26 protein-coding genes and 1 other RNA gene are annotated in these 24,345 nt (G+C 38.6%); 11 read left to right on the top strand and 16 right to left on the bottom strand.

Annotation, left to right across the window (positions count from 1 at the left end; all coding sequences use genetic code 11):
• Positions 1–625 precede the first annotated feature (625 nt).
• Together B1C82_RS04065 and B1C82_RS04060 are read left to right on the top strand one after the other, a co-directional pair.
• On the top strand, positions 626–1,996 hold the full coding sequence (locus B1C82_RS04065) for an SBBP repeat-containing protein (RefSeq protein ID WP_086446317.1): 1,371 nt from the start codon (positions 626–628) through the stop codon (positions 1,994–1,996).
• 175 nt (positions 1,997–2,171) lie between these two features.
• Positions 2,172–3,182 (top strand): patatin-like phospholipase family protein, encoded by a 1,011-nt coding sequence (locus B1C82_RS04060; RefSeq protein WP_086446316.1) that lies wholly within the window; start codon positions 2,172–2,174, stop codon positions 3,180–3,182.
• 3 nt (positions 3,183–3,185) lie between these two features.
• Here the strand turns inward: B1C82_RS04060 and B1C82_RS04055 are convergent, their stop codons facing one another.
• Together B1C82_RS04055 and B1C82_RS04050 are read right to left on the bottom strand one after the other, a co-directional pair.
• Entirely contained in the window at positions 3,186–4,022 is an 837-nt protein-coding gene (locus B1C82_RS04055; RefSeq protein WP_234008468.1) for an RNA polymerase subunit sigma-70, read from the bottom strand.
• 104 nt (positions 4,023–4,126) lie between these two features.
• The gene (locus B1C82_RS04050; protein ID WP_234008467.1) at positions 4,127–4,900 is read right to left on the bottom strand and encodes an intradiol ring-cleavage dioxygenase; all 774 of its coding nucleotides are present in this window, start codon (positions 4,898–4,900) and stop codon (positions 4,127–4,129) included.
• Positions 4,901–5,121: 221 nt separating this feature from the next.
• Between B1C82_RS04050 and B1C82_RS04045 the strand changes: the two genes are divergently transcribed.
• Both B1C82_RS04045 and B1C82_RS04040 read left to right on the top strand, forming a co-directional pair.
• Positions 5,122–6,549 (top strand): glycosyltransferase family 39 protein, encoded by a 1,428-nt coding sequence (locus B1C82_RS04045; protein WP_234008466.1) that lies wholly within the window; start codon positions 5,122–5,124, stop codon positions 6,547–6,549.
• 177 nt (positions 6,550–6,726) lie between these two features.
• Positions 6,727–7,119: a hypothetical protein gene (locus B1C82_RS04040; RefSeq protein WP_086446315.1), complete on the top strand. Its 393-nt coding sequence runs from the start codon at positions 6,727–6,729 to the stop codon at positions 7,117–7,119.
• A gap of 11 nt (positions 7,120–7,130) precedes the next feature.
• Here the strand turns inward: B1C82_RS04040 and B1C82_RS04035 are convergent, their stop codons facing one another.
• Entirely contained in the window at positions 7,131–7,694 is a 564-nt protein-coding gene (locus tag B1C82_RS04035) for a SelL-related redox protein (protein WP_086446314.1), read from the bottom strand.
• 76 nt (positions 7,695–7,770) lie between these two features.
• Here B1C82_RS04035 and B1C82_RS04030 point away from each other — a divergent pair, with 76 nt between their 5' ends.
• On the top strand, positions 7,771–8,481 hold the full coding sequence (locus tag B1C82_RS04030) for a TerC family protein (protein ID WP_086446313.1): 711 nt from the start codon (positions 7,771–7,773) through the stop codon (positions 8,479–8,481).
• Here B1C82_RS04030 and B1C82_RS04025 read toward each other — a convergent pair.
• The 5 genes from B1C82_RS04025 to rnpB form a co-directional block, all read right to left on the bottom strand.
• Positions 8,441–9,889: a peptidase C69 family protein gene (locus B1C82_RS04025; RefSeq protein ID WP_086446312.1), complete on the bottom strand. Its 1,449-nt coding sequence runs from the start codon at positions 9,887–9,889 to the stop codon at positions 8,441–8,443. The two genes, B1C82_RS04030 and B1C82_RS04025, sit on opposite strands and share 41 nt — an antisense overlap.
• A gap of 49 nt (positions 9,890–9,938) precedes the next feature.
• Positions 9,939–11,264: a PP2C family protein-serine/threonine phosphatase gene (locus B1C82_RS04020; protein ID WP_086446311.1), complete on the bottom strand. Its 1,326-nt coding sequence runs from the start codon at positions 11,262–11,264 to the stop codon at positions 9,939–9,941.
• Positions 11,227–11,649 carry an acyl-CoA thioesterase gene (locus B1C82_RS04015; RefSeq protein ID WP_086446347.1) on the bottom strand — a complete coding sequence of 141 codons (423 nt, stop codon included), beginning with the start codon at positions 11,647–11,649 and terminating at the stop codon, positions 11,227–11,229. The genes B1C82_RS04020 and B1C82_RS04015 overlap by 38 nt, the downstream gene beginning before the upstream one ends.
• 149 nt (positions 11,650–11,798) lie before the next feature.
• A complete protein-coding gene (locus B1C82_RS04010; protein WP_086446310.1) occupies positions 11,799–12,398 on the bottom strand; it encodes a hypothetical protein in 600 nt (199 codons plus the stop codon).
• A gap of 9 nt (positions 12,399–12,407) precedes the next feature.
• Positions 12,408–12,798: RNase P RNA component class A (rnpB, locus tag B1C82_RS04005), an RNA gene on the bottom strand.
• 308 nt (positions 12,799–13,106) lie between these two features.
• Here rnpB and B1C82_RS04000 point away from each other — a divergent pair.
• The 5 genes from B1C82_RS04000 to B1C82_RS03975 all read left to right on the top strand — a co-directional run bounded on the left by B1C82_RS04000 (position 13,107) and on the right by B1C82_RS03975 (position 17,147).
• Positions 13,107–13,817 carry a lysophospholipid acyltransferase family protein gene (locus B1C82_RS04000; RefSeq protein ID WP_086446309.1) on the top strand — a complete coding sequence of 237 codons (711 nt, stop codon included), beginning with the start codon at positions 13,107–13,109 and terminating at the stop codon, positions 13,815–13,817.
• Between the two features lie 309 nt (positions 13,818–14,126).
• Positions 14,127–14,588 carry a tetratricopeptide repeat protein gene (locus B1C82_RS03990; protein ID WP_086446307.1) on the top strand — a complete coding sequence of 154 codons (462 nt, stop codon included), beginning with the start codon at positions 14,127–14,129 and terminating at the stop codon, positions 14,586–14,588.
• A 240-nt stretch (positions 14,589–14,828) separates the two neighbouring features.
• Complete coding sequence (hpf, locus tag B1C82_RS03985) at positions 14,829–15,116, top strand: ribosome hibernation-promoting factor, HPF/YfiA family (protein ID WP_086446306.1); 288 nt, start codon at positions 14,829–14,831, stop codon at positions 15,114–15,116.
• Positions 15,116–16,048 (top strand): hypothetical protein, encoded by a 933-nt coding sequence (locus tag B1C82_RS03980; protein ID WP_086446305.1) that lies wholly within the window; start codon positions 15,116–15,118, stop codon positions 16,046–16,048. Before hpf ends, B1C82_RS03980 begins: the two co-directional genes overlap by 1 nt.
• Before the next feature lie 37 nt (positions 16,049–16,085).
• Positions 16,086–17,147, top strand: coding sequence for an NAD(P)H-dependent flavin oxidoreductase (locus tag B1C82_RS03975; RefSeq protein ID WP_199775829.1), 1,062 nt, complete (start codon positions 16,086–16,088; stop codon positions 17,145–17,147).
• 4 nt (positions 17,148–17,151) lie between these two features.
• Here B1C82_RS03975 and B1C82_RS03970 read toward each other — a convergent pair whose 3' ends face one another.
• The 4 genes from B1C82_RS03970 to B1C82_RS03955 all read right to left on the bottom strand — a co-directional run bounded on the left by B1C82_RS03970 (position 17,152) and on the right by B1C82_RS03955 (position 20,294).
• The gene (locus B1C82_RS03970) at positions 17,152–17,718 is read right to left on the bottom strand and encodes an LIMLP_12425 family protein (RefSeq protein WP_086446303.1); all 567 of its coding nucleotides are present in this window, start codon (positions 17,716–17,718) and stop codon (positions 17,152–17,154) included.
• Positions 17,719–17,724: 6 nt separating this feature from the next.
• Positions 17,725–18,327 carry an RNA polymerase sigma factor gene (locus B1C82_RS03965; protein ID WP_086446302.1) on the bottom strand — a complete coding sequence of 201 codons (603 nt, stop codon included), beginning with the start codon at positions 18,325–18,327 and terminating at the stop codon, positions 17,725–17,727.
• Between the two features lie 97 nt (positions 18,328–18,424).
• Positions 18,425–18,778, bottom strand: a complete 354-nt coding sequence (locus B1C82_RS03960) for a PilZ domain-containing protein (protein WP_086446301.1) — start codon at positions 18,776–18,778, stop codon at positions 18,425–18,427.
• Positions 18,779–18,833: 55 nt separating this feature from the next.
• A complete protein-coding gene (locus tag B1C82_RS03955) occupies positions 18,834–20,294 on the bottom strand; it encodes an MBOAT family O-acyltransferase (RefSeq protein WP_086446300.1) in 1,461 nt (486 codons plus the stop codon).
• A gap of 256 nt (positions 20,295–20,550) precedes the next feature.
• Here B1C82_RS03955 and B1C82_RS03950 point away from each other — a divergent pair, with 256 nt between their 5' ends.
• Positions 20,551–21,156, top strand: coding sequence for a DUF3332 family protein (locus B1C82_RS03950; protein WP_086446299.1), 606 nt, complete (start codon positions 20,551–20,553; stop codon positions 21,154–21,156).
• A gap of 32 nt (positions 21,157–21,188) precedes the next feature.
• Here B1C82_RS03950 and B1C82_RS03945 read toward each other — a convergent pair whose 3' ends face one another.
• The 4 genes from B1C82_RS03945 to B1C82_RS03930 are packed head-to-tail and all read right to left on the bottom strand — an operon-like array spanning position 21,189 to position 24,202.
• A complete protein-coding gene (locus tag B1C82_RS03945; protein ID WP_086446298.1) occupies positions 21,189–21,647 on the bottom strand; it encodes a DUF192 domain-containing protein in 459 nt (152 codons plus the stop codon).
• A 6-nt stretch (positions 21,648–21,653) separates the two neighbouring features.
• Entirely contained in the window at positions 21,654–22,427 is a 774-nt protein-coding gene (locus B1C82_RS03940; protein ID WP_086446297.1) for an enoyl-CoA hydratase-related protein, read from the bottom strand.
• Between the two features lie 4 nt (positions 22,428–22,431).
• Positions 22,432–23,802, bottom strand: a complete 1,371-nt coding sequence (locus tag B1C82_RS03935; RefSeq protein WP_086446296.1) for a PP2C family protein-serine/threonine phosphatase — start codon at positions 23,800–23,802, stop codon at positions 22,432–22,434.
• Positions 23,786–24,202, bottom strand: a complete 417-nt coding sequence (locus B1C82_RS03930) for a hypothetical protein (RefSeq protein WP_411550348.1) — start codon at positions 24,200–24,202, stop codon at positions 23,786–23,788. The genes B1C82_RS03935 and B1C82_RS03930 overlap by 17 nt, the downstream gene beginning before the upstream one ends.
• Positions 24,203–24,345: the final 143 nt, after the last annotated feature.

Raw genomic sequence — 24,345 nt, 5'->3', positions numbered from 1 at the left:
AATCGCTGGAATTGTTCATTATTTTTTCGGGTTAAGATGATTCGGTTAAAACCATCTTAATGCGAGATCTTTAGGTTTAAAAATCTCGCGGGTCACGCTACTCTATATGTTTTCAAAGATCTTTTAAGATCCCCTCAGGCTCTTTCCCTCCCGGGCGATATCCTTCAGGCGTAAAGACCATATTAATTACGTCTCTCAACCGGTCAAATAACTTTTGTAAAAATTGATTCGAATTTCTGCTAAAAATGGGAGGAAAACAAAAGAATTTTTGGAAGTTTTTCAGATGGAAATACAGAAAAGAATTCATGATTTCATTTTAAAATCCGACACGATTTCGGTTTAAGAATTAATAATTTATTTCAAGATTCAAATCTAAAAAATTTCACAAGAATCATCAAAACGATCTCAGTCATTTTATTTTTTATAATAAGAAGAGAAGAAACACGGGTGAAATACTGAGCAATGTCACAGGAGGTTATTTAGAACGGCCTGCAAAATCGTTTCAGTATATTATACAATCAGGATACAGGACCAAACGGCACATAACTTTATTCCCAAGAATATGAAATTATAATTTACAATTTGAATATTCGTTTTACTTAAAAAGTATTCTGAGAAATACTTAATGAAAGCCTACAAAAAAAATTGCATCTTCTATCTTACTGGAATCTTATTCTTATTTAATTGCAATTCCAAATCCAATCCGAACCTGTCAGTTAGTGCGTTAGCACTCCTTAATAATACAAAATCAGAAATTCAAAACAAAAGTGATGCTGCTTGGACTCGCCTCTTAGGAACGCTTTCAGCAAGTACATATGCAAATGCAATCACTTCGGATCCTTCTGGGAATATTTACACAGCTGGTGAGGCATGGGGAGATCTGGATGGACAAATTAGATCCGGTTACATTGATTTATTTGTCATAAAATATGATACCAATGGGAACAAACAATGGACCCGTTTGCTCGGTACGCCTGGTGAGATAGCAGAAACATATGCATATGGAATCACCTCTAATTCTTCAGGAAATATTTACACAACTGGTTACACAAATGGAAATCTTGATGGGCAAACTAAGACCGGGAGTCAGGATCTGTTTATAGTAAAGTATGATTCTAATGGAAATAAACAATGGACTCGTTTATTAGGAATAGTTAACAAACAAACACGGGCACAAGGGATTACATCTGATTCATTAGGAAATATTTATATTACTGGTTACACCTCAGGAAATCTTGATGGGCAAACTAAAACCGGGAGCTACGATTTATTCGTAATTAAATATGACTCTAATGGAAATAAAATGTGGACCCGCTTACTTGGAGCCTCTGGAGCAACCACATATTCACGTCATATTGTATCTGATTCTTCAGGAAATGTTTATGCAACTGGCTCTACTCATGGAAACCTAGATGGACAAACAAAAGTTGGTAATATTGACCTATTTGTCGTAAAATACGATCCCAATGGAAATAAACAGTGGCTCAAATTGCTGGGAGTTTTTTCACGCGAGGCAGAAGCGTATGGAATTACATCGGATTTATCAGGAAATATTTACACAACTGGTTACACAAATGGAAATCTAGATGGAGAAACTCGAACAGGTAGCCAGGATTTATTTATCGTAAAATACGACACGAATGGAAACAAACAATGGACCCGATTGCTCGGAGGCGATGAAAGGGACACATATGCTTACGGCATTACATCAGATTCTTCGGCGAATGTTTATATAACAGGGTATACCTATGCAAATTTCGATGGACCGCCTAAATCCGCTGGTGTGATTCCTGATCTTTTCGTTGTAAAATATGATAATACTGGTGCAAAACAAGAAATTCGTTTAATACGACAATCCTCTTTTTTCCCTTACGGAATCACATTGGATCCAGCAGAAAATATATATGTTACTGGCTTTACCAGTGCTGACCTGAATGGAAATGGGTTAGGTGCCGTTTATTTGTTTTTATCAAAATTTAATAAGCAATCGCAATGAATATTGCTCAAAAACCCGTAGTAGCTCGACCCGAGTGAAACGAGGGGCCGCCCGTTGACATCTACGTGGAATGTTGCAAAAAAGTCTTTTTTTTGGAAGAAAAAGGAAATCGAATTTGTGATTTAGAATTTCAAGTTTCTTGCAAATGCAGAAGGGTCGAAAATTTTATCTCTAGATGAGTTCATATTTTTCTCCTGGAGAATCAGAACAATCAGGAATGATGATTGGTCTGCCTAAAGCCAAAAAAGGCGCGAGGGCATTGGTAGTCGCAGGTGGAGGAATGAAAGGTTCTTTTGCAGGCGGTGCTTTATATGCGATCAACCAGGCAATGCCTTCTACATACTTTGATCTAATTTTAGGAGTTTCTTCAGGCTCCTGCGCTGCAGCTTACTACACTACTGGCTATGAAACAGATCATGCACATGGTTTGAAAATCCTGGATATTTGGAGAAAAGAACTCTCAGGTAGTCAATTGATCTCTTTTTTAAATCCTTTCCGGGGAAAAACTTTTTTAGATCAAGAATATCTAATAGACTATTTGTTTGGAACCAAGTATAGGCTTCCTTCCGAATATTTGGAGAAGAAGGAAACTTCTCCTTTTTATGTGGTAGTCACAAATCTTGCAAAAGCAAGAGCAGAATATGTGAAGGCTACCGCTTCTAATGTTCTAAATTTGTTGAAGGCAGCGACTTCTTTGCCCATTGCTACCAGAGGGAAATGGAAATTGGGCGAGCAGTATTACGGGGACGGAGGGATCTCTGATCCTATCCCCGTTGAGTCTGTTATCCAAGCAGGTTATAAGGATATTACTGTTGTATTAAATAGCCCTGAGGATGAATTTTCAGATCCAATTCCAGGGTTCCAAGGTTGGCTTTCCTATCCTTCTAACAAAAAACTTTCACATATGATCAGTAAAGTGCATCATACTATGTATAATCGTGCGGTTCGAATCATCCATTCCCCGCCTAAAGGTGTAAAAATCAGAGTCATCTCTCCGGAAGAATCCGAATTGAGTATGGTCACAACAAGTTCAAAACTTTTAAATCGTTCCGTTACAAAAGGAATGGAAGCTGGCCAAAGGTTAGTTGCGAATATGATCGCAGAAATTTCAGGACTCAAAAATAAATCAAAACTTTTGAGAAAACTTTTCATCCCTACGATCCGACCCGAAGAAGGTAAAGATTAATCTTTAGGCTGCTTCCAAAAATCTGATCTTTTTCAGATCTTCTTTTCTTTTTATTTCGGAAATCCCAAAATAATACGATTTTCTAACCGAATGTTCACTGAGCCCTAAATACCAGCCTATCTTTTTAAAACTTTTTTCTTCCATTACAGAACCGCAGACTTCGAGCAATTGTTTTCTGGAAATTTTCCACTTTTCTGAATTTTCGAAATGATGGATTTGCATATTTTGATAAAGCCTGGAAAGTTTCTCGTTTAACTCCTTTTTTCTAATCCAAGATTTCCTTTCTTCTTCTAGATCTTTTCCATAATAATCTCTAAGTTTTAATTTTTTCTTTTTAAGCTTAGAATAGAATAATCTGGAATCTTTTAAATTTAGAGGGATCCTATGTTTCAATTTGAGAATGAGAGAAGCAATGGGATCCATTTCAGAAAGAATTTTCCGGATTAAAATTGAAGTTTTCTGTCTTTCACTTAGTATGTCCTTAGTGAATTCGGATCTTGGATCATAAAATCTTTCGAATCCATCTGATAGAATTTCATTTTTGTTGAGTCGAATCTCTTTTCGCCGCTGATTCCATATTAAGTTTTTAGTATATGTCGTAAAAAAAGCGGGAAAATTGGAATAACCTCTTTCCCTGTACAGATGTAACACTTCCTCCGCATCCAACACCAATTTCAGAACGATCTCAGAACAGGAATCTTCGTCCAAATGATATCTTCCTCTGGCAAGTGCCCAGGCCCAGGTCCATGCTTCTTTTAAAAATTGTTCGGAATTACCTTCTCTAAAATAAAATTCAACGGATGAGATAAGTCTTTTGTCTTTTTCAGATAATTTTTCCATGATCGGATTTCGAAATAGAAGCCCCGATCTTCCACAAATATAAAAATGGAACCGTTCGCCTTAGGTCTGATTCTGGGAACTAAGACGAACTTATCTGTATTTTTTTAATTAGCGATCCCCACTGTGAGACTCGCAATATATCCGCCTGTGGAATTATCCTTGGTAATCGTACACAATTCCAAACTTAGATCAGAAGAAGAATTATTGAATATATTGTCATAACAATTCCCAGGGACGGATGTATTTTGTCCATGATCTGAATACAATGAAGTATTATATATAGTTTTCGTAATGTCTTCGGGGAAAGCGATTTGAGAAGTTGCCACAAGTCCATTATTCAAATACACTTGAAAATGAATATGAGTTACTCTTCCCGAATACCATCCTGGATAGATCGTAGTAAAATTCACGATACCAGAACTATCGGTGAGTTGTATCCCTCTGCAGAATGTTTCGCCTATATAATTCCTAATTCCCAAATATCCAGATTCCTTGTATCCGGAATAATATCCGTCTTTATCACAATGCCAAATATCTACTCTTGCATTCGAGATAGGGTTACAATTATCATTTATATTTTGGATCGTTAACACAAGACTCAAAGGAACTCCAGTTTTTCCTTCTGTGATATCCTGACGAAAATAAGAAGAATTGGAACTAAGGTCCAAAGGATAAGGGCCTTCCGTTTCTTTTGGGATCAAAGAACATACAGAAGTGCTGGAAACATCAGTTATATTGCAGGAAGAAGTATCCAGAATTCCCTGTAATAGACCAAGATTAGAAGTAGAATTATCTTTTTGAGAATTACAGGAACTCGTTAGTCCGGTAAAAACGGCACCAGATACAAATATACTTTTTAGAAAATCTTTTCTTTTCAATGCAAACTCCGTATTCTCTCGAATTCATCCGAGAAAATGATTTAGATATTTTTTGCATTTAAGTAAACCCGGTAATACGAGAAGGTTCCCGAGAAAAGAGGAGAGATTATTTTTTGTAGAATAATATAGATAGAACCTCCAACTAAGGATTGATCCCTAACAAATAGTTTGACTTAGCACTAAAATTGACTCATCTTGCAAATTCAATGTCAGAAACATTAATGAAAATAAAACGAGCTTTAAATATATTTTTTTCGGAAAAAATAATAGCCTCCATCTTCTTCGTTCTGACGGTGCTTGGTTTTTATCTTAGATTCTATAAATTAACAGACCAAAGTCTTTGGTTCGATGAGTTATTTTCAGTTACTCATAGTGCAAATGTTGCCTCTATCCCAGATTTGTTAGAAGGAATTAAATGGGATGTCCATCCTCCTGGATACCAAATCATTCTATATTATTGGATTAAACTTTTTGGAGATTCTGATTTTTCCGTACGATCTCTATCATCCTTTGCCAATATCATTTCAATCATTATTGTTACAGTTATTTATTACTTTCGAATCAATAAAAATCTAATAATGTCTCTCGGATTAGCTGCAAGTTTATCCGCATGCTCGATACTTTTATTGTACAGCCAAGAAGCAAGATCTTATAGTCTTATGGCTTCCTTTGGCCTGTTGGCAATTGTATTATCAATGGTCCACGATCAATACCAGACCTCGTATGTATGGCTCCTCACTTTCCTAATTCTATTAATTGAATCTTGGATTCATTACCTCGGGTTAATTTGGGCAGGTTCAATTATCATTATACATTTTCTTTATAATGTATTCAACAAAGAGAAAAGTAAGGCCATTTTATGGGGAATCACTGGGTCTTTAATCTTAATTTCGTTTATCCCTTGGTATTTATTTACCACTGCTGGGCATAAAATGGTCCCAATGAAACATATCCCACCAGCTGAATTTACCTTTCCTTTAACTATCATGTTTCTATTTTTCGGGAGAGGCATACTAACGTATTTCCCAAGTCTTATTTTTACAACAATAAGCGAGTTTCGCCGTTCTCCTAAAAATTTAAAATTTTTCTCCCTTTATGCGATTGTAGTCTTTTACTCATTGGTCCTATATTCTCTTCAAATTTTTGCGAATCTACCAATGATCTTGGATCGTAATATTATAGTAATATCAACTGCATATATATTACTCATATTCTTGAATTCTGAATTTTCGGAAAAATGGAAAAAGACATTTTACTTCTCAATTCTTTTTTCAGCGAGCATTCAATTATATGACTTTAAAACTTATACCAAAAAGTATTATAAAAAAGAAGAGTATCGCAACATTTCGATCCAAGTAGAAAAAATTAAATATGAATTAGGAATAAATCATAAACTTTCTTTTGTATCGATTTATCCGGATCATCAATCCCATTACCTTCCTGAAGAAAAAATTGAAAAATGCGAAGCGAATACCAATTTTAATAGTGAGAATAAATCTAAAGGATCTTATTTGATTTATCTCTGGGGTCATATTGGTAAAAGTTTTAGTAGTAGCCCAAGCCAACATTGTTTATTTCCAGAATATGAAATAATAAAAGAATCGGCTTTCTTTAAAGCTGGTCTTGTTCTTTTAAGAAAGAAAATCTAAAAACCGAAATTCTCAGAGAATGTTCCCGATAAATCAAATTAAATCGGAAATAATCTGTTCGTTTATAGATGATTATATTTTTCATAACTTAGATATTCCGGAACTAATTTCTAAATCGATCAGGTCCCATCTTTAAACAAAACCAAGGAACTAATAACTCCCGCAAGAGAACACACTATGAAAAAAATAATCTTACATTCTGCATTAGCACTCGTCTTAACCGGAGCTGCATTCGCACAGCCAAACGGTAGGCCTGGGGGACCTCCTGGCAAAGATCCATGCAAAACGGAAAGACAAACTTACTGTAAAGATTCCGGACCTGGACACGAAACAGATCGTTGTTTGAAAGAATATATGTCCAAACTATCAGAGGCATGTAAGAATCATATAAACGAAATGATGGCTCGGTTCGAAAAATTCAGATCAGCTTGCGCTGCAGATGATGAAAAATATTGTAAAAACGTAGAACGTGGGCCTTCTCATATGAGATGTATGAGAGAAAACGAAAGTAAGTTAACGGCTGCATGTAGAGCTGCACTTCCACCTCCTCCTCCAGGAAATAGGATGTAAGATGTAGGATACTAAGCCGGCAGAATTCCTGGATCATACTCATCCGTAGGTAAAGGTGTACAACCAGGTATTTTACTCCAATCTGGTTCGTCTCCAATATGGCGGTAGGAATGAGTCCAAAGAATTCTGTCCTTCAAAACTAAAAAAACGCCGGGCATTCTAAGCAAATGCCTGCCTTGGACGCCGTAAAAATTTCCTTTTGCAAGAGCACGCACTGCACTCACCCAAACTTCTGGGCCAGCTAATTCGATTAAATTGCCCTCTAACACATTAATCTGTTCGTAAAAGGAAGCACTTGGATTTGAGATTGCTTTTGCCTCAGGCCAGAATCGGGAAAAAAATTCTTCTCCATCTCTTACCGAGTCAGGATATACAAATAGAACAGGCGGGAAAGCAGCCATTTCAGAACTAAATGCACGAAGGTCCTCCACTGTTTCCCTGCAAAATATACAGCCTAGGTGCCGCAGAAAAACAAGCAAACTAGGTTTTTGAGGAAGATTGTCCCCAAAGCTCGGGCCGGTTAAATTTCTTCCTTCGACCTTGGATTCCAAAATTTCTTTCGGTAGGAATTTCATCTCTCTTTCAATTCTTCTACGATACCGGAATGGAAATCGATTGCTTTTCTAGTCCTTAGACGAATTTCTTTCTACAATGGATTTGCATATTATAGACCTTATTGTCTCTCTTCTAACCCTCACAGCAATGGAAATCGTTCTAGGGATTGATAATATCGTATTTCTCTCCATAGTAGTAGGCAAACTTCCTAAAGAGCAACAAGCAGGTGGACGAACTATCGGGCTTTTAGCAGCGTTAGGCTTTAGAATCGGTTTATTATTTACTGTAAGTTGGCTTGCAAGTCTCACAAACGGACTTTTCCAAGTTGGAGATTTTACAGTAACAGGAAGAGACCTGATCATGCTTGGTGGTGGGCTTTTTCTAATGGCGAAAAGTACAAGTGAGATCCATCACAAAATGGAAGAAGGTGAAACTGATCTAGACACAGGATCTTCTCCTTCTTTTTTGAATGTCATCGTTCAAATCATCATTTTAGATATTATTTTTTCCGTAGATTCTATCATTACTGCAGTGGGGCTTTCAGGAAATCTAATGGTGATGGTTCTCGCTGTGGTCATTTCTCTTATAATAATGTTAATATTTTCAGGAAAGGTAAGCGACTTTATCAACGAACATCCTACCATGAAAATTTTGGCTTTATCCTTTTTGATCATGATAGGAGTGATGCTGTTTGCAGATGGTTTACATTTCCATATTCCAAAAGGATATATATACTTCTCTATGGCATTCTCACTTCTTGTGGAATTCATAAATATGCGGATTCGTAAGGCAAATCAATCCCCTTAAGAACTCTGGAATTGATATGTGCCTTGCGATTCCAAATTGCCCAACTCAGATTATAAAGTGGAGAAGACCAGAAGTTCGGAAGAATATTTCCGTTTACAGCAAGTTCTAATACTTGGGTTCTCCATTTTTTATAAAGTCTGTCTACTTCTTCCGAAGCTTCTTTAGTAACTGGATCTAAAGAGAAATTCCGACCTAAACCAAGTGTATATTCTACTTTTTGAATATATTTTTCTTGTTTCTCCTTCAGTTCTGCGCTAAAGATCGAAACTGCCTTATCATAATTTTTCAGACAAAGCCTATATAAAATTTCATGATTCCACCATAAAGAAGAATCCGGATTTACACCCGGTTGAACAATATCTCCTTCTAAGAAAGTTTTCCCTGGAATAGAGAATGGGATAAAAACAGATAACGAAGGAATAGAACAACCTGTTGCCCAAAACTGAGAATAAGCAGGATTTGTATCCAGTTCCGCAACAAAAGAAGAAGTAGTTTGGTTAGGAGAAAGCGGACCTCCTGCATGGAGACACACTGAACCCATACCTGACTGAGCTGGGGAATAACCTATACTCTTAGAAGGAAAACCTCCTTGGCTGATAGAAAGAGGAACACTCCCCTTTTCTTTACCTTCTAACCTTAGAATTTGCATTGCCTCTGCAACACCTAACTTAGGACCGAAAAATTTTCCACCATCGGTAACGATCTCTCTTCGAACTTTACATTTACTGAAACTAGTAAATAGAGAATCAGAGAAAGCTTCTTTAAAAGAGAAAGTTTGTCCCTTTTTCAGCCAACCTTTTGCTCTTGCAAAATCGATCGCATGAGAATGAAGACCGTCGTAATCAGATTCTAAGGTAAGACCGTTTGAGATCGCATAAAAACCTTTAATCTTCTTCCAAGCCCAATATCTGTCTGCAGTTTCCAGGACAAAGGCTTCTTTAGGATCAGCAATTATAAAACTATTATGGTAGAAAAAGTCCCGATTTGAATAACCGCCGCATGCATCTTGGCCAAATCTTTCCAAATATTCTATAATCAGATCTCTTGCTTCTGAAGCTGTATCGGAACGTTCTAATCCAAGACGTAGAAGATCCATCCCAGTAAGACCATCATTCTTCTTTTCGATCTTAAGTTTGGTAAATACTGCCTCGTTACCGATCACAACACCTTTTGAATTTGCCCCCATCTCCGCTCCCCACATATGAAGAGGGCGAGAGATCAAAACTTCTCTGGCTTTTTTGGAATTAGGAACATCTATGAATGTAAGTCTTTTCTGGCTCTCCTTAGAAACCGTTTCGGGATATCTTACAAGACATTGGGGCTCGTTAGGTTCTCTGTCTGAATTTTTTCCAAAGATCATTTTTCCGGAAGAAGTGGAATCCGGAGTGACCACAAAAGTATCGCACATGGGCAGCGATACTAACTCTTCTTGCAAGAAGAGCAAGATGTTTTTTAGTTCAAAGAACTTCCAAATATAACATAGTCATATCATCTCTAGGAGGAGAAGAATGTAGTCCAATAACTGCTTCTCCCAAAGAATCTAAAAATACTCTGCCAGAAAGAGATGTATAATCTCGAATCAGATCCAAGAATGCTTCGTTACCGAAAAATTCTTTTTCTTCGGTATAAAACTCAAACATTCCATCCGAGAACAATATAACTCTATCCCCCGATTCTAATATAACTTCGTAATCACGATTGAATAGTTTAGGAAGTGCAAGTAGTACCGTTCCTTTTCCAGTCAATTCTTGGACAGAACCATCTGACTTGATTAAAACTGCTGGATGATGCCCTGCATACGAATAGGTCAGACTTTTTTTCTTTCTATCCAATCTCATATAAACTGCGGTGATAAAAAATCCACCGATCATTGTCATTAAAGACTCATGAATCATGGTTAATCCTTTAGACGGGCTTTCCGCAATAGGAGCAGTAGTCTTAAATGCCATCACAGCCATAGCGGAAACCATTGCCGCAGAAACTCCATGGCCAGCAGCATCGGCAAAGAAAAAGTCAAGCTCCCCTTCTTTACCCAAATTTGTTTTGATCAGATCACCGCCTACACTTTCCAAAGGTTTAAAATAAGAATAGATCCTAAAATTACCGGCCTCCGGAAAGTCAAGATCCACAAGACCTTTTTGTGTTTTCTGAGCGATGGATAATTCTTCTTCCATATTGGTCTGAATTTTTTCCATCTGCACATCTGCTTCTAACAATGTTTCGAATGTTTTCATTCTAAAACCAATCACAAGCACTGACAAGATCCCGGAAGAGATCAGACCAAAATAATACATCCCAACATCTATCTTAGGATCTTTCACATGTATCCCGACAAAGAATGCGATAGCAATGAATAAAAGTAGAACTGGAATTAGTACTCTCCGGTTATTAATGGAAACCCCAGTACTGAATACAACGAGTATCAATCCAAATAAATAGCCCAAATACAAACCATTCACATATAAAAGATAAAATGAATGAATACTCATCACAGCAAAATGGAAGAGTAAAACTAGTTCAGAGTATTTTTTAAATTTTTCGAATTTAAAACTTAGGAATAAAGAGATACAAATGAGAGAAACGTGAGCGACCCTTATCCATTTTGGATCGTATATTCCTTGGGAAGAAGGATCGCCTAACAACAAGCCGAATCCAGCAAAAAAAAGAAAAAGGGACATCGCGAAACGAAATCGCGAAAGAGATTCCTCGGATAAGAATTCTTTTACGCTTGTGATTGCCGGTATTTCATTTGTTTTGTTGGAAGAATTGTTCCTTGTAGACATCTGGAATCGCCACCGGTTTACCAGTAGAAAAATTAAACCATAACAGTTCCGCTTTTCCAGTCAAGACGCATTCCCCTGCTTGATTCCACATGGAACAAACGATCGAAAAAGATCTGTTCTTAACTGATTCCAATTTTACGGAAATATCAATCGTCTCCGGAAAACGAACCTGCTTTCTATAATCCATTTCTATATGAGTAAGGACCGGTCCACCCTCCATAGGCTTTTGAGGAGATTCCCAAAGACCCATATCATCAAAATAAGAGGCCCTGGCAGTTTCAAAATATCTTGCATAGACCACATTATTCACATGACCAAATGCATCCATATCTCCCCAGGCTACTTTTTGCTGAACGCTGTATGGATATTTTTCCGGTTTAGACATAGTACTAAAAAAATCGAAGGGAGAAATTCTGAAAAGGAAAGAATTATCTTCATAGTTCACATAAAGTCCACAGAGAGAAGTCAAGATACTTAAACGAAAATTCCGCTTTCTCCCGGTAAACTCATTAATACCTAAATAGAATACGCTTTTCAAGGATGCTTCTTTAAAAAGATTTCATACTTTTCTAGAGCTTTTTCTACGATTTTTTGAGGGAGATATTTTTCAAGTACGTCTATAAAAATTTCAAACCCGGACAAAAGAGTCACCACTTCTATTTCTTCTTTACCATCAGATAGAAAAAATGCAGATCTTTCAAATCGAACAGATTGAATATCCCGCCAAAGCATCCTTTTATGTTTTCGAAAAACTCCTTTAGACAAAAGCGCATCCTGCTCCAATATGATCTTATAATTTTTACAATAGAGTATAAGTATAGTCCCGATCAAAAAAAGGAGAAAAGACACTAAACACAAAATTGGATCAGGAAAGTGGAATACCCCATTCTTCTGAAAAATAAAATAAGTATCTCCCAAAAGAACAATTGGAACGAGTAAAATTAAAAAGAAACCTGCGAACCTATAAAAGATAGGAAGCCTTAAATAACGTTTTGTATTCTTTTGAAGCTGAAGTCTATCTGTATGTTTAATAAAATATTCGAATGTATATGTAAGAGAAAATGCAAAAGCAGACCCAAGTAACAAAACGAGGAGCGCTTCTTTTGTGAACCATTCCATATTTATTAAATTCATATAATGTCAGTGGAAGATCTGCGTGTAAGCCGGATTTTGTACTCTTACGAGCGATGATCATTTATCTTGGTCTTTCAGTTACCGAAAAGACTCTTTGCTCTCTACCCGCGGCCCTGCAGAACCAACGATGGCCGCCTATTCGAGATTGCACCCGGGAGGGTTTACACTGCCCGCTTCCTTACAAAAGCGGCGGTGGGCTCTTACCCCGCCATTTCACCCTTACTAGAAAACTAGCGGTATATTTTCTGCTGCACTTTCCATATCCGGTTTCTTACGATCCCGAACTCCGGGAATTACCCGGTCCCGCGGTTCTATGGTGTCCGGACTTTCCTCACAAACTTCCCGAATGAGGGATAACCCGCTCGATCAGAAAAGAAAGCGCGACCATCCGGCAGACCTTCCATTTACGAATTTAGAAAAAATCGGCCCAAATGCTATCATTTTCTTTGATTGGGCGACCCACTCACTTCGTTCGGGCCGGGCTCTACGCTCCAATCAGCGCCGCACCACCCTATGGCGCGTCGCCGGATTTCCGCTTCGATCCTTGTCGCAGAACAATCCCACGCAGAGACGCAAAGCCGCAGAGAAAATCAAACTCTGCGGCTCCGCGCCTCTGCGTGCCAATGCAAGCTCTGTGTGAAATAAAAATGTAAAGAAATCCTCTTCATATCTTGCAACCTTATCAACGATTCTTTCTCATATAGAACAATGTCATCAAAAAGCACTGTACAAAAGCCCCATCCGGGAAGTTCCAAATTAGCCAGAAAAGCATTGCGCTGGTTCGGAAGACTCTACGGATCCTTATTTTATAAAACAGAAGTTTATGGATTAGAAAATGTACCTCAAACCGGAAAGGTTCTGGTACTCTCCAAACACCAAAGGAATGATGATATTCCTCTGGGACTAGCCAAAGCATTATATCATAGAAGAATGGATATCTGGGCGATCATGAAAGATTCTCTCGCTGCCCCTATTTTTATGGACTATTTTCTAAAATGCGGAGGAATCCCTCTCAACAGAAAAGAACCTCGAAAAAGTAAAAACGATCTGCTATTTGCGAAGAAGGTACTGAATGAAGGCAATATGCTCGTGATCTTCCCGGAGCAGACTACCGTTCCTTATAAAATGGGAAAAGGCCGCCCGGGTGGATTTAGATTCATAGTGGGAAAGCCCGAAGAGCCTTTAGCGGTTCTATGCCTGGGATTAGAATATAAACCTAGAGGGTTTTTACGTAGAACCAGCTTTATAGTCCGAGCTGGAAAACTCAGACATTTTGAGCCCGATATGGACCATGAAGATTTCCTTCACGATTGTATGCACGAGATCGCAAGCCTGACAAATCTCAAATACCCATTCGAACAGGCTAAAAAATCAGCAGATCCAAATGAGGATTTAGAACTAACAGAAACGATTTCTTAGAATCCATTTTTTCCCGCCTTTTTAGTTCGCACGGAGAACACTGAGACCACGGAGTCGATTTCGCCTACTTTCCCCTCAGCGTGCTCTGTGACCTCTGTGTGAAACGTATCCTGCCTTAATACCTTCCTAACAGGGTGGAAGGAACTCCTTACGCCCCTCCCCATATACAACCTTAAATCTGCCAGATATACTCTATGCCAGGTTTCCGGGAAATTTTCAGGTTTGAAAAATAAAAAATCGAAAAAATCCCAGGAACTTGGCACGGCGTTTGCACTATATTAGACAAAGCCTCGGCTGGGAGATAAAAAGATGAACAAATTAATTAAAATTGCCCTAATTTTAAGCATCTCCACTGCAATTTATGCAGAACCTGAAACCAACGTGATCGAAAGTTCGCTCAAGAACTACACACCGGAGACAGAGACCCAGCTGGCAAATAAGCTAACTGCCCTTGGTAGCCTAAAACAAAAAACAAGGGACTACGAAGGTGCAATCGCTTTTTACGATCAGTCCCTGGCTGTGAGATCAAAAATCGGTGATAAAGAAAGTTCTGGATACGCTCTGGTTCTTTATCTGAAATCAATCTCCGAATTCCGTCTCGGCAAATCCTGCCAAGCCTTAGAGAACATTAAAGAAGTTATCCATGTATACCAAAAGATTGGTGACCTTGATTCCGCTCTTCACGCAGAGGAAGAAGGTCTTAAAAAATACCAGGAAGCATGTAGCCTGGCTTTTGCAAAACAGCCAAGCCTGACTCTAAACAAGGACTAAGAAACGCTAGGAAATCATCCCATCTCTAGTTCTAACTTCCCTGGTCCGCCCCTTTCGGGGCGGGCGCTTTTTTTGATTTGACTCTGATTTTTTCCATCCTAATCTTACAGGAATTCCTGGGTTGGGATGACTCCCTTTCTTTCCCGTCCAAAAATACGTTTCTTTAGTTTTTTCTGATCCGCATTCGTGCTATGATAAAACTTTGAGAAGCCATAAAAATAGAAATAGCGGAGGCTTTACATGAAAATCGTTTTTAATTGGAAAAACTTAGATCATTCCGGAACGGCAGAAGATTATGCCGAAAAAAAATTAGAACGAGTCTCTAAATATATACAAAAGTTAGTTTCGATGGAAATTTCATTCGAACAGGTGCATGGATTAATCAGCGCGAATTTGAATTTAGCTGCTGACGGAAGTAAATTTAACGCACAACATGAAGACAAAGATATTTATTCCTGTATAGACGGTTTAGAAGATAAGATCGTAAAACAAGTAAGTAAACATCACGACAAAAAAGCCGCTCATTGATGGACCAAGACAGGAAGTACGAAGAAGCGATAAAACATTTATCCGAAGGAGAGTTTGAACTCTCTCGAAACATATTCGACTCCTTATTGGAAGAAGATCCGGAAAACCCCGAGTTTGCCTCGGGGTTTTATATTTCTTCTTTCTGGGATCACAGAATAGATCGGATCCATCTTACAAAAGAAGGAAGAGAAAGAACGGGACTTCTATTGGAATTCCTAAAAGACTTCGATTCAATTTATACAAGTAAATCATTTCCAAAAGAACTCTCTTATCATTCCGCGATGGGTTCTATCCTACAAGAAACTACAGACCAAGTCCGTATCGCTCTCAGAAAAGAAGGTATACAATCACTTTCTCCGGGACTGATCGCAGAACTTGCATATAGGCTCTTACTTGCAGAAGATACGGATCTTGCCTCAGAAGTGTTACGAGATTCTTCTGGGCTAGAAAGATTTTCCCCTGAGTTACTGTTTTTCAGAGCAGAATGTACGTATCTGAGCGGACAACATTCGCAAGGGCTCCTACTTTATAGAGAAGCTTTTTTAAAAGAACCGAGCGCTATACGACTGGAATCTGTTCGTTCAGAGCCTATCTTCTCCGCTATCCAAATCCTAAGAGAAGAATTTAAAGAAGAAGCTGAACTGAAAGAAGCGTTACCCGTTCTTCTTCTCGAAAGAGGAGTATTCAAAGAGATTCGCAAGATGAATGATAAGGAATTAGAAGCATATCGCTCCGAATTATTTAGATTGAGAGATTCTTTGGGACTACGTAAAGGTGGGACCGAATTTAAAGTAAAGTGTAGAATGATCCAACTCTGCTGTGCTCTGCTCGACTCCAGAACTTCTATTCTTTACGGAGAAGTGGCCGGGGAAGCTAAACGTATCCTGGATTCTTTAGATCCGAACTTATATCATAAAAGATTGAAGGTCTAATAAAAGCCTGCAATAGGTAGGCGCAGGGAGAATTGTCTTGGCTCTCGAAAATCAGATTATTAAAGCTCTGGGTCTAAAAGGTCCATTGATACTATCTCCCTTAGCGGGAGGTCCTTCCACTCCTGAATTGATCGCATCAGTCTCAAATGCAGGCGCACTTGGATCTTTGGGGCTTGCCTATGAAACACCTGAACAGATCGCTCAGATCATCCAAAAAACAAGAAGCCTTACATCCAAACCAATCGCAGTAAATCTATTCGTTCCTGTAAAAACACCTGAAATCAGCGGAGAAGAAATGGATCTGGCAATCGAGGCTACAAAAATATACAGAGAAGAGTTAGGAGTTCCTTCCCCCAAACTTACTCCTCCTTACGCACTCGATTTTGATCAGCAATTCGAAACAATGCTAAGTCAAAGACCTGAGGTATTCAGTTTTACTTTCGGACTTTTAACTTCTTCTTACATCAAAGAATGTAAAAAGAATCGTATTATTACCTGCGGAACCGCTACCACATTGGAAGAAGCGATATTAGCGGAAGAAAGTGGTGTAGATTGGCTCGTGGCGCAAGGTATAGAAGCTGGTGGACATCGTGGAATCTTCTCCGCAGATGAAGAAGATTCCGGGATAGGATTATTTCCCCTGGTAAGAAGCTTGGTACGAAAACTGAAAATCCCAGTGATTGCTGCTGGTGGAATTATGGATGGTGCAGGAATCGCAGCAGTCCTTGCGCTGGGTGCAAGTGCCGCACAACTAGGCACAGCATTTTTATTATGTGAGGAAGCTGGAACTTCTAAACCTTATAGAGAAGCATTGGTCTCTAAAAATCGCAAAACAAGGACCACTCGAGTATTTTCAGGAAGGATCGCAAGAGGTTTAGAAAATAGATTTATGAAAGAAATGGAGGATCAGCTGATTCTACCTTTTCCAGCTCAAAATGCTTTCACAAGAGATATCCGAAAAAGATCTGCAGAACTCGGGATATCCGACTTCTTATCTCTTTGGTCAGGGCAAGGAATAGAATTAATCAGGGAAATGAAGGCCGGTAAACTTGTTGCGGTCTTATTCGAAGAATTAAGAACCGCAACATTATCTCAGTAGAGAATTATTTGCTAGTAGATTCCAGAACGTGGTGGATTTCTTGAGCAGTTCTATAATCACCTTTTTCAATAAAGTATTGCTCTAAAGAACCTAAGGTCTTATGAGCTTGGGGATTTTTGGAAATCTCAAGTAGATGACGTGAATTCAAATCAACGTCCACTCTTGCAGAAGATGGCAGATCCACGAACTCACGATCTTCGCCTACAGTGAGAGTTCCGGATCTTTCTGCCAAACTTGTTTCATTGGAAGAAGAAAAACGACCTACTGTAACTGCGAGAACTAAGATTGCGAGAGCTGCGCTGAGGGAGTATTGGAAGGAGCGGTTCCAAACAAAACTGCGGGAGAACTTGGACCAAGAGGTCTCTTCGTCGAAGCGAACATCTTTGAGTAAATTCGAAAGTCGAAGATCAAAGTCCTTGGAGAGGTTGATATCCTTCATCTGTTCCGTTCGCAGTTCTGATACTGCTCGAACCAGAGAGTTTTCTAATTTAACATGATCTGGATCTTCTTTCTGAAAAATAGAAGAGAATCCGAACTTTGTTCCCTGTTGTTTACTTGTTTGTTTTTCCATACCTTACTACCTAAAAAAGCCTTCGCTCTTCCCATCCTTCATAATCAGATGTTTCAAAAATTCCTTTGCCTTAAAGAGCCGGCTTTTGACTGTTCCGATATTGGTTCCGAGAATCTCAGCTATTTGTGAATAGGACATTTCCTCGAAATACCGGAGCTCGATGACTTCTTTATATATATCCTCGAGTTCGCCTATTTTGTTGATTAGATAGTTACTCTCGTCGGAAAGTTCTACTTTTTTTTCGAAGCTAATACGATCGTCAGTGACCTGGAACTCCGAATCGTCCATGGAATTCTCTCTGGCTCTCTTTCTTTTGGCCAGAAGGTCCTTGGATTTATTGACCACGATACGGTACAGCCAGGTGTAAACCCCGGATTCAGCCCTAAAATTGCGTATAGAGCGATATCCAGAGATCAGTGCATCTTGGACGATATCCTCTGCATCATCCCCATCTTTTACCATGGAGACAGCTTTTCTGTATAATCTTTCCCTATAAGGGCCGGTAAGCTCTATGTATGCCTTATCATCCCCTTCTTTGATCCGTTTTAGAAGTTGGATTTCTTTTTCTCGTACGGTTTGTTTGCGTTGAGGATTATCGGTTTCGATCATTAGAAGCCTTTACGACATAGGTAGGCTCTTTGCCGGCCTTTGCAATAAAAATATGACGTAAGGAAGTTTGCACTTACGTATGAGAGATTCTAGGATTTTAACCTTCTAAGGAAAGATTGATGAGTATGAGAGACTCTGTCAGTTCTAAAGCATCTCTAAAACGTATCCCGTATAAGAACTTTCGTTTGGAGTCGACCTGCTTTGGGATCTTCCAAACTACGTCCCCTAAAAATTCTAAACGTTTGCCAGTCTTTCTTTCAATGACGGAACCTTCGATTGGAATCGAGCCTGGCAAATCTTCTCCGCTCATTAAAATACAAATACCGGATTCGGAAATATTACCGAGTTTACCTTCTAACGTGATGAGCCCAGAATCCACCTGCACGATGTACTCGTCGAAATCTCTGGGATAAAATCTGGGACTCCTAGGTTTTTGATCAGGCTCACTCATCGATAAGGGTTCAAATTAGAAACGAATTCGGCAAGTGTCCAGCTTTTTACTTTTTTCAGAAGTCGAAGTAGATAAAAGGAATCTCTCCGTCTGGACTTAAGATCGCAAAACAAAATGCGATCAAAGGATAAAGAGAAAATTCTAGCCAGACAGGGATCTTGAACTCCTTTCCTTTTTCGTAAACAAGCCAACCAATATAATGTCCAATGATCACACAGAGTATCGCAGGGATACCTTGCTTTAACATATAAGGCCTAAGTTCTCCGCTTTGATACACATACATTCCATGTATCATTTTCAGAGCAGATTCTATATTTGCGGATCGGAAAATCACTCCAAAGGTAACCGCAACCGAGCTCGCATATAAAACTCTAACAGGAGTTAATGCCTTATCCCAGGAGTCTGAAATTGTTAGGTTCGGGAACCATTTCGCTTTCCATTCTTTTAATACAGATTCTACTAATAGAAATCCGCCCTGGATAGAACCCCAGATAAGGAAGGTCCAATTGGCTCCATGCCAAATCCCTCCCACGAACATTGTGAACCAAACATTAAACCTATGTCTTACAAGCCCTACACGATTTCCACCTAAGGAAATATATACATAATCTCTGAGCCAAGTAGAAAGAGTTATATGCCATCTTCTCCAATGTTCCGTAACGGATTGAGAAATGTACGGCATTCTAAAGTTCTCGGGAAGCTCATAACCTAAGAGAAGAGCCGCAGAATATGCCATATCAGTGTAACCGCTAAAATCGCAATAAACCTGCACCCAAAAAAGAAATGCGCCTAACCATAGTGCTTCTGTAGAATAAGCATCCGGATTTTTAAAGATCAGGTCCGCAATCGGAGAAATATTATCCGATAATACAACCTTCTTAAAATAACCCATTAGAAAATAACGAATGGCCTTTCTAAAAGGGATATCTTCTATCTTCTTCTCTGTTTGTAATTGAGGCAAAAAACTTTTCGCTGTAACGATAGGTCCCGCTACCAATTGAGGGAAGAAGGAAACAAATAATGCAAATCTAATGAAGTTTTTTTCAGAAGGAATCGCACCTCTGTACACATCTATCGTATAACTCAAACTCTGGAATGTATAAAAGGAAATCCCTACCGGGAGAACTATTTTAAGAACAGGGAATAAACTTGGAAAACCTAAAGTGTGTAAGAATACATTCAGATTCTCACTCAAGAATCCATAATATTTAAAAAATCCTAAAATGAATACAAGGTTCAGCACCAAGCTGATTACGATCATTCTTTTGCGGAAAACTTGGTCTTGGGATTCAAAGATCAAATCAGCTAAGAAGAAATCGATAACTGTGGACAATAAGATTAATCCACCAAATTTCCAGTTCCAGCTCATATAGAAGATATAACTCATGATGAGCAGGAAGATATGGATGATTGATTTGCGTAGTTTTGGCTCCGGAATAAGGGCCGGTAAAACGTACCAATGTGTTATAAATACGAAAGAGAAAAAAAGAAAAAATTCAAGTGTGGGAAAGATCACGTAGGTTCCCTAAATCAATGGGCATCTGCCCTTAAGAACGGCTTAATCATTTAATCCGTCTTTCGGTCCAGAAATACCGAGACAGGAACTAGGTCAAGGGATTCTCTTTCCTTTATTAGATCCATTTTAGGCCAATAATTTTCAGTCAAGATTTTGCTCCACAAAAAGGAAGGGAGAATGTAAATCTCTTGCAAGATTTTTTCCATACTTTAATCGTAGTTTCGCATTCCATTCATATAAAGGAGTTCCGTTTTCAATGGTGAAAAACGTTTTAAAAAAAATTATCCTGACCTTGGTACTGGTAGGAGCAAGCTTCGGTTCCTTTGCGAACTGTTTCGGAAAATTCGCACTTGTTAGAGTTTTCTACAATGCTAACGACGGGATCAATGTAGGCGGTGGCCTTCTTGCTAAGATTATCAAAACGATCTTATTCTACATTCCTTTCTCATTTCTAATGCTGATCGGTGGATTTTTCGACTTTTTTCTTTTCAACTTGATCGAGTTCTGGTCTGGAAGCAACCCAGTGGGACTAAATGAGTTCGACAAAGAAGGAAAATACGCGAAATCTTTCGAGCAAGACGGCGAAAAACTGACTTTAGTTTATTCTGATTTCGGTTCCAGATTGGATTTAACTGCTCTTTCAAAAGAAGGAAAATCAGAAACTCTGACTGCTTTCCGCGCTCAACCTGGAAAATTTTTCGCAGAGAGAGAAGGAAAACTTTCTGAGATCGAAGTTACTTCTCAATCAGTAGGATCCCAAGTGATCTTAAAACTGACTGAACAAGGTAAATTAAAATCTTCTAAAGTAGTAGAAGCACAAAGCTTACAAGACCTTCAATTAAGAGCTTCCGAGGCTCTTTAATCTTATAAAGATGGTCCGTCCGATTGGGCGGATCATTTTCCTATATATCTACTCTCTATCTTTAAAACAGAATTTTTTCCAAGCCCACGTTTCGCAAACCATCTGGGATTTGCCTCTACCGCATACATGACCTTTTGGGTGGAATGATATAGAACCTGAGTTTGGTTCGGTGCCATTTCGTAAACGTCTACTAACTTCTTATCTTTTGAGAAATAACCGATGCTCAAAGGGATTAAAGTATTCTTCATCCAAAAGGATAAATGATCCTCAGAAGGAAAGATGAAGATCATTCCTTCATTCTCTCCTAATTTTTTTCGGAACATCAATCCTCTTTGCCTGGACTCATCCGTATTTGCTACCTCTACAAGGAGTGCATGTTCTCCTATATAGATAGTGGTTTTTTCTAAGTATAGGGGGGAATTATATTCTCCCCAACCTGCCATAGGAAGGCAAAACAGAAAAGATAGGAGTAATAATCTAAAGGTTTTCATGGATCTTCAGAAATTAGGAGGTCTTTTTTCTAAGAATGCTCCCATCCCTTCTTTGGATTCTTTTCCAGAGAATAAATTAGAAAATTCTTTTTTCTCCAACTCTTGTCCTTTGGATAACTGCATATCCAAGCCGTTTAGGATAACTGATTTTGCAGTGGAGACCGCAATAGGTCCTTTTTTCAGGATAGATTCTGCGGTGGCTCTCGCAGCTGCGATCAGATCTTCTCCGTCTTTAGTAAGTTTGTTTAATATACCTATTCGATACGCTTCTTCCGCACCAATCATATCTCCTGTGAAGATAAGCTCCGCTGCTCTTCCGTATCCGATCAATCTAGCGAGTCTTTGGGTACCGCCAAATCCCGGGATCAGTCCAAGAGAAACTTCAGGGAGTCCCAATTTTGCTTTTTCAGAACCTATACGGATATCGCATGCAAGTGCGAGTTCTAGTCCACCACCCAGTGCAAAGCCGTTCACTGCTGCAATAGAAACTAATCTACTCTTTTGGATTTTGTCGAATGCGTGTTGGCCCAATGAGGCAAATTTTTCCGCCTCGTTTGCTCCCATATCTTTCATTCGAGCAATATCTGCCCCCGCAACAAACGCTTTTCCCTGTCCTGTTATGATCACTGCATGAATTAATGGATCTTTTTCTAAATTATAGATCTCGCTCGTTAATTCGCTTAATAATTCTTCGTTCAATGCGTTTAACGCAGAAGGACGGTTAATCTCCAGGATAGCCAATTTGCCTTCTTTTTGTAATTTGATCAGTGATTCGCTCATTTATTTACTCCATCTCGATGATCAGGAAAAGTGTGTCGTCTTCGAATTCTGCGTCTCCGAAAAATGCGGAGAGTTCGATTTGGACGGCTTCTTTAAACTGTTTTAAATCGGTAAAAGACTTATTTCTATTCAAGATTTCAATTAGGCCTTCACTTCCAAGCTGTTTTCCTTGCGGATTTCGATTCTCTATCAATCCGTCAGTATATAAAAACAACCTTTCAGCTGACTGGATCGGTAAAGAAACAAGTTCAGCGATTGGCCTTTTAATCCCAAATCCTAATATACTTCCAGTAGTTTCAATTTCCCTAAAGTCATTTCCATTTTGGGAATGCATTAGATAAGGATGCCCCCCATTGGCAAAATGGATCTCCTTGGAAATAAAATCGAAAAATATATAAACTGCAGAAGCATGATGAGACTTGAACTGCCTAAGAAGTGTCTCATCCAGATATTCCAATAGTCGTACTGGATGCAATTTGAGGCGATATGGCATGGTCGCTACCATAATTTTGATAAATGAAGCGACTAACGCAGAAGCAATCCCATGCCCCGCAATGTCAGTTAAGAAAACTCCTGTGTTTCCTTCCCTTAATTGTATAAAATCGTAAAAATCTCCACCGATCTCATTGGGAGTGGATCTAAATACTTCGTATTTGAAACCTTTGATACTGATATCTTCAGGAAATAGTGTCTCCTGCACTTTTCTGGCAATCTGAAGTTCATGCTGCAAAAATCTATACTCAGAGTCTAGTTCAGAAGATATCCGAACTAATCTTCTTACAATCACTACGATCGTAGTACCGATCAGGCTTAAGATCAAATATACCACATCTGGAACAAATAAAACTAAAGGAAATCCTGGAAGAGGACCATTCTTGAGTTTGAAATAGATAAACCCAAGATGTAATGCAATAGAATATGCCGCAGTTAAAAAGCAGCCTTTTACCTTAAGTCGGAACATTTGGAATAAAACCAAAAACCCAACAAGCAGGAAATAATTATTATAAAGTTGTAAACTATGAAGATCGTCGAAACTATAAAATGATTCGTTTAAGATCAGCATTACCAAAAAAGTAATACTGCAGTTAGTTCCATGAATAACTGCTGGCAGATATTTTCTCTGAAAGGAAAGAACTAGGCTCAGAATATTTAAGCTCAAAATGAGACCGAAATAAATGGTTCCATGAGGTGAACTTTGGATTTCAGGGATTAACGCTAAAAAATAAACTAAGAAGTGAAGAAAAAAAGCTAATCGAATGAATGATTGATCAATTCGGACGAAATCTTTCCATGCACTTACTTCCCTGTAATTAAACTCGGTTTCCAGGAAAGACCAAGGATTGAGTATTCCAGCTTTTTTATTGGATAGATTCATCTAATATAAATTCGTAAATTTCCGATCCATTAAACCTGATCTTCATATTGAAGCCCGACTTAAGATACCGATCTAATTTTTCCGCTAATTCCAAACCTTCTTTAGAATCCTTAATATTAGAATAATAGAAAGCGGCTGATTTTGCTTTATAGTTATACGGAAATCTTTCATTAATTAATAAAGTAACGCGAAATCCGCCGGGTCTTGTCTCTAAAACGATATGACTTACATCCTTTCGATTCAAGATCCTCTCATCGATAGGAAGTTCCCAAGGATTGGTTACATCCGAAAAGATCGAGACTCCATAAAGAAATAAAGCGACTAGATATAACAAGAAAGAAGTCCTAACAATACTGCCGGGAAATCTGCAACTGTTATAAAAAAAGACACTGGTCTTCATGAGAGACAGGCACAAATCTTACAAAGGCCCCATGAAATGCAAATCAATATCCCTGACTTTCTCTTGTTGATTTTTTGCGATGCAAAGAAAAATACTTTTCGTTCTAGCTCAAGTTTTGCACATTCAAAGCCGCATGTATTTGT

It is taken from the genome of Leptospira venezuelensis (genome assembly GCF_002150035.1).
Lineage (GTDB): Bacteria > Spirochaetota > Leptospiria > Leptospirales > Leptospiraceae > Leptospira_B > Leptospira_B venezuelensis.
This window is presented reverse-complemented; position numbering and strand designations above follow the sequence as displayed.

Bases quoted from the DNA above. Each gene is read 5' to 3' on its own strand.
- B1C82_RS04065 (WP_086446317.1), top strand. From the start codon at position 626: ATGAAAGCCTACAAAAAAAATTGCATCTTCTATCTTACTGGAATCTTA.
- B1C82_RS04060 (WP_086446316.1), top strand. From the start codon at position 2,172: ATGAGTTCATATTTTTCTCCTGGAGAATCAGAACAATCAGGAATGATG.
- B1C82_RS04055 (WP_234008468.1), bottom strand. From the start codon at position 4,022: ATGGAAAAATTATCTGAAAAAGACAAAAGACTTATCTCATCCGTTGAA.
- B1C82_RS04045 (WP_234008466.1), top strand. From the start codon at position 5,122: ATGAAAATAAAACGAGCTTTAAATATATTTTTTTCGGAAAAAATAATA.
- B1C82_RS04040 (WP_086446315.1), top strand. From the start codon at position 6,727: ATGAAAAAAATAATCTTACATTCTGCATTAGCACTCGTCTTAACCGGA.
- B1C82_RS04035 (WP_086446314.1), bottom strand. From the start codon at position 7,694: ATGAAATTCCTACCGAAAGAAATTTTGGAATCCAAGGTCGAAGGAAGA.
- B1C82_RS04030 (WP_086446313.1), top strand. From the start codon at position 7,771: ATGGATTTGCATATTATAGACCTTATTGTCTCTCTTCTAACCCTCACA.
- B1C82_RS04025 (WP_086446312.1), bottom strand. From the start codon at position 9,889: ATGTGCGATACTTTTGTGGTCACTCCGGATTCCACTTCTTCCGGAAAA.
- B1C82_RS04020 (WP_086446311.1), bottom strand. From the start codon at position 11,264: ATGTCTACAAGGAACAATTCTTCCAACAAAACAAATGAAATACCGGCA.
- B1C82_RS04015 (WP_086446347.1), bottom strand. From the start codon at position 11,649: ATGTCTAAACCGGAAAAATATCCATACAGCGTTCAGCAAAAAGTAGCC.
- B1C82_RS04010 (WP_086446310.1), bottom strand. From the start codon at position 12,398: ATGAATTTAATAAATATGGAATGGTTCACAAAAGAAGCGCTCCTCGTT.
- B1C82_RS04000 (WP_086446309.1), top strand. From the start codon at position 13,107: ATGTCATCAAAAAGCACTGTACAAAAGCCCCATCCGGGAAGTTCCAAA.
- B1C82_RS03990 (WP_086446307.1), top strand. From the start codon at position 14,127: ATGAACAAATTAATTAAAATTGCCCTAATTTTAAGCATCTCCACTGCA.
- hpf (WP_086446306.1), top strand. From the start codon at position 14,829: ATGAAAATCGTTTTTAATTGGAAAAACTTAGATCATTCCGGAACGGCA.
- B1C82_RS03980 (WP_086446305.1), top strand. From the start codon at position 15,116: ATGGACCAAGACAGGAAGTACGAAGAAGCGATAAAACATTTATCCGAA.
- B1C82_RS03970 (WP_086446303.1), bottom strand. From the start codon at position 17,718: ATGGAAAAACAAACAAGTAAACAACAGGGAACAAAGTTCGGATTCTCT.
- B1C82_RS03965 (WP_086446302.1), bottom strand. From the start codon at position 18,327: ATGATCGAAACCGATAATCCTCAACGCAAACAAACCGTACGAGAAAAA.
- B1C82_RS03960 (WP_086446301.1), bottom strand. From the start codon at position 18,778: ATGAGTGAGCCTGATCAAAAACCTAGGAGTCCCAGATTTTATCCCAGA.
- B1C82_RS03950 (WP_086446299.1), top strand. From the start codon at position 20,551: ATGGTGAAAAACGTTTTAAAAAAAATTATCCTGACCTTGGTACTGGTA.
- B1C82_RS03945 (WP_086446298.1), bottom strand. From the start codon at position 21,647: ATGAAAACCTTTAGATTATTACTCCTATCTTTTCTGTTTTGCCTTCCT.
- B1C82_RS03940 (WP_086446297.1), bottom strand. From the start codon at position 22,427: ATGAGCGAATCACTGATCAAATTACAAAAAGAAGGCAAATTGGCTATC.
- B1C82_RS03935 (WP_086446296.1), bottom strand. From the start codon at position 23,802: ATGAATCTATCCAATAAAAAAGCTGGAATACTCAATCCTTGGTCTTTC.
- B1C82_RS03930 (WP_411550348.1), bottom strand. From the start codon at position 24,202: ATGAAGACCAGTGTCTTTTTTTATAACAGTTGCAGATTTCCCGGCAGT.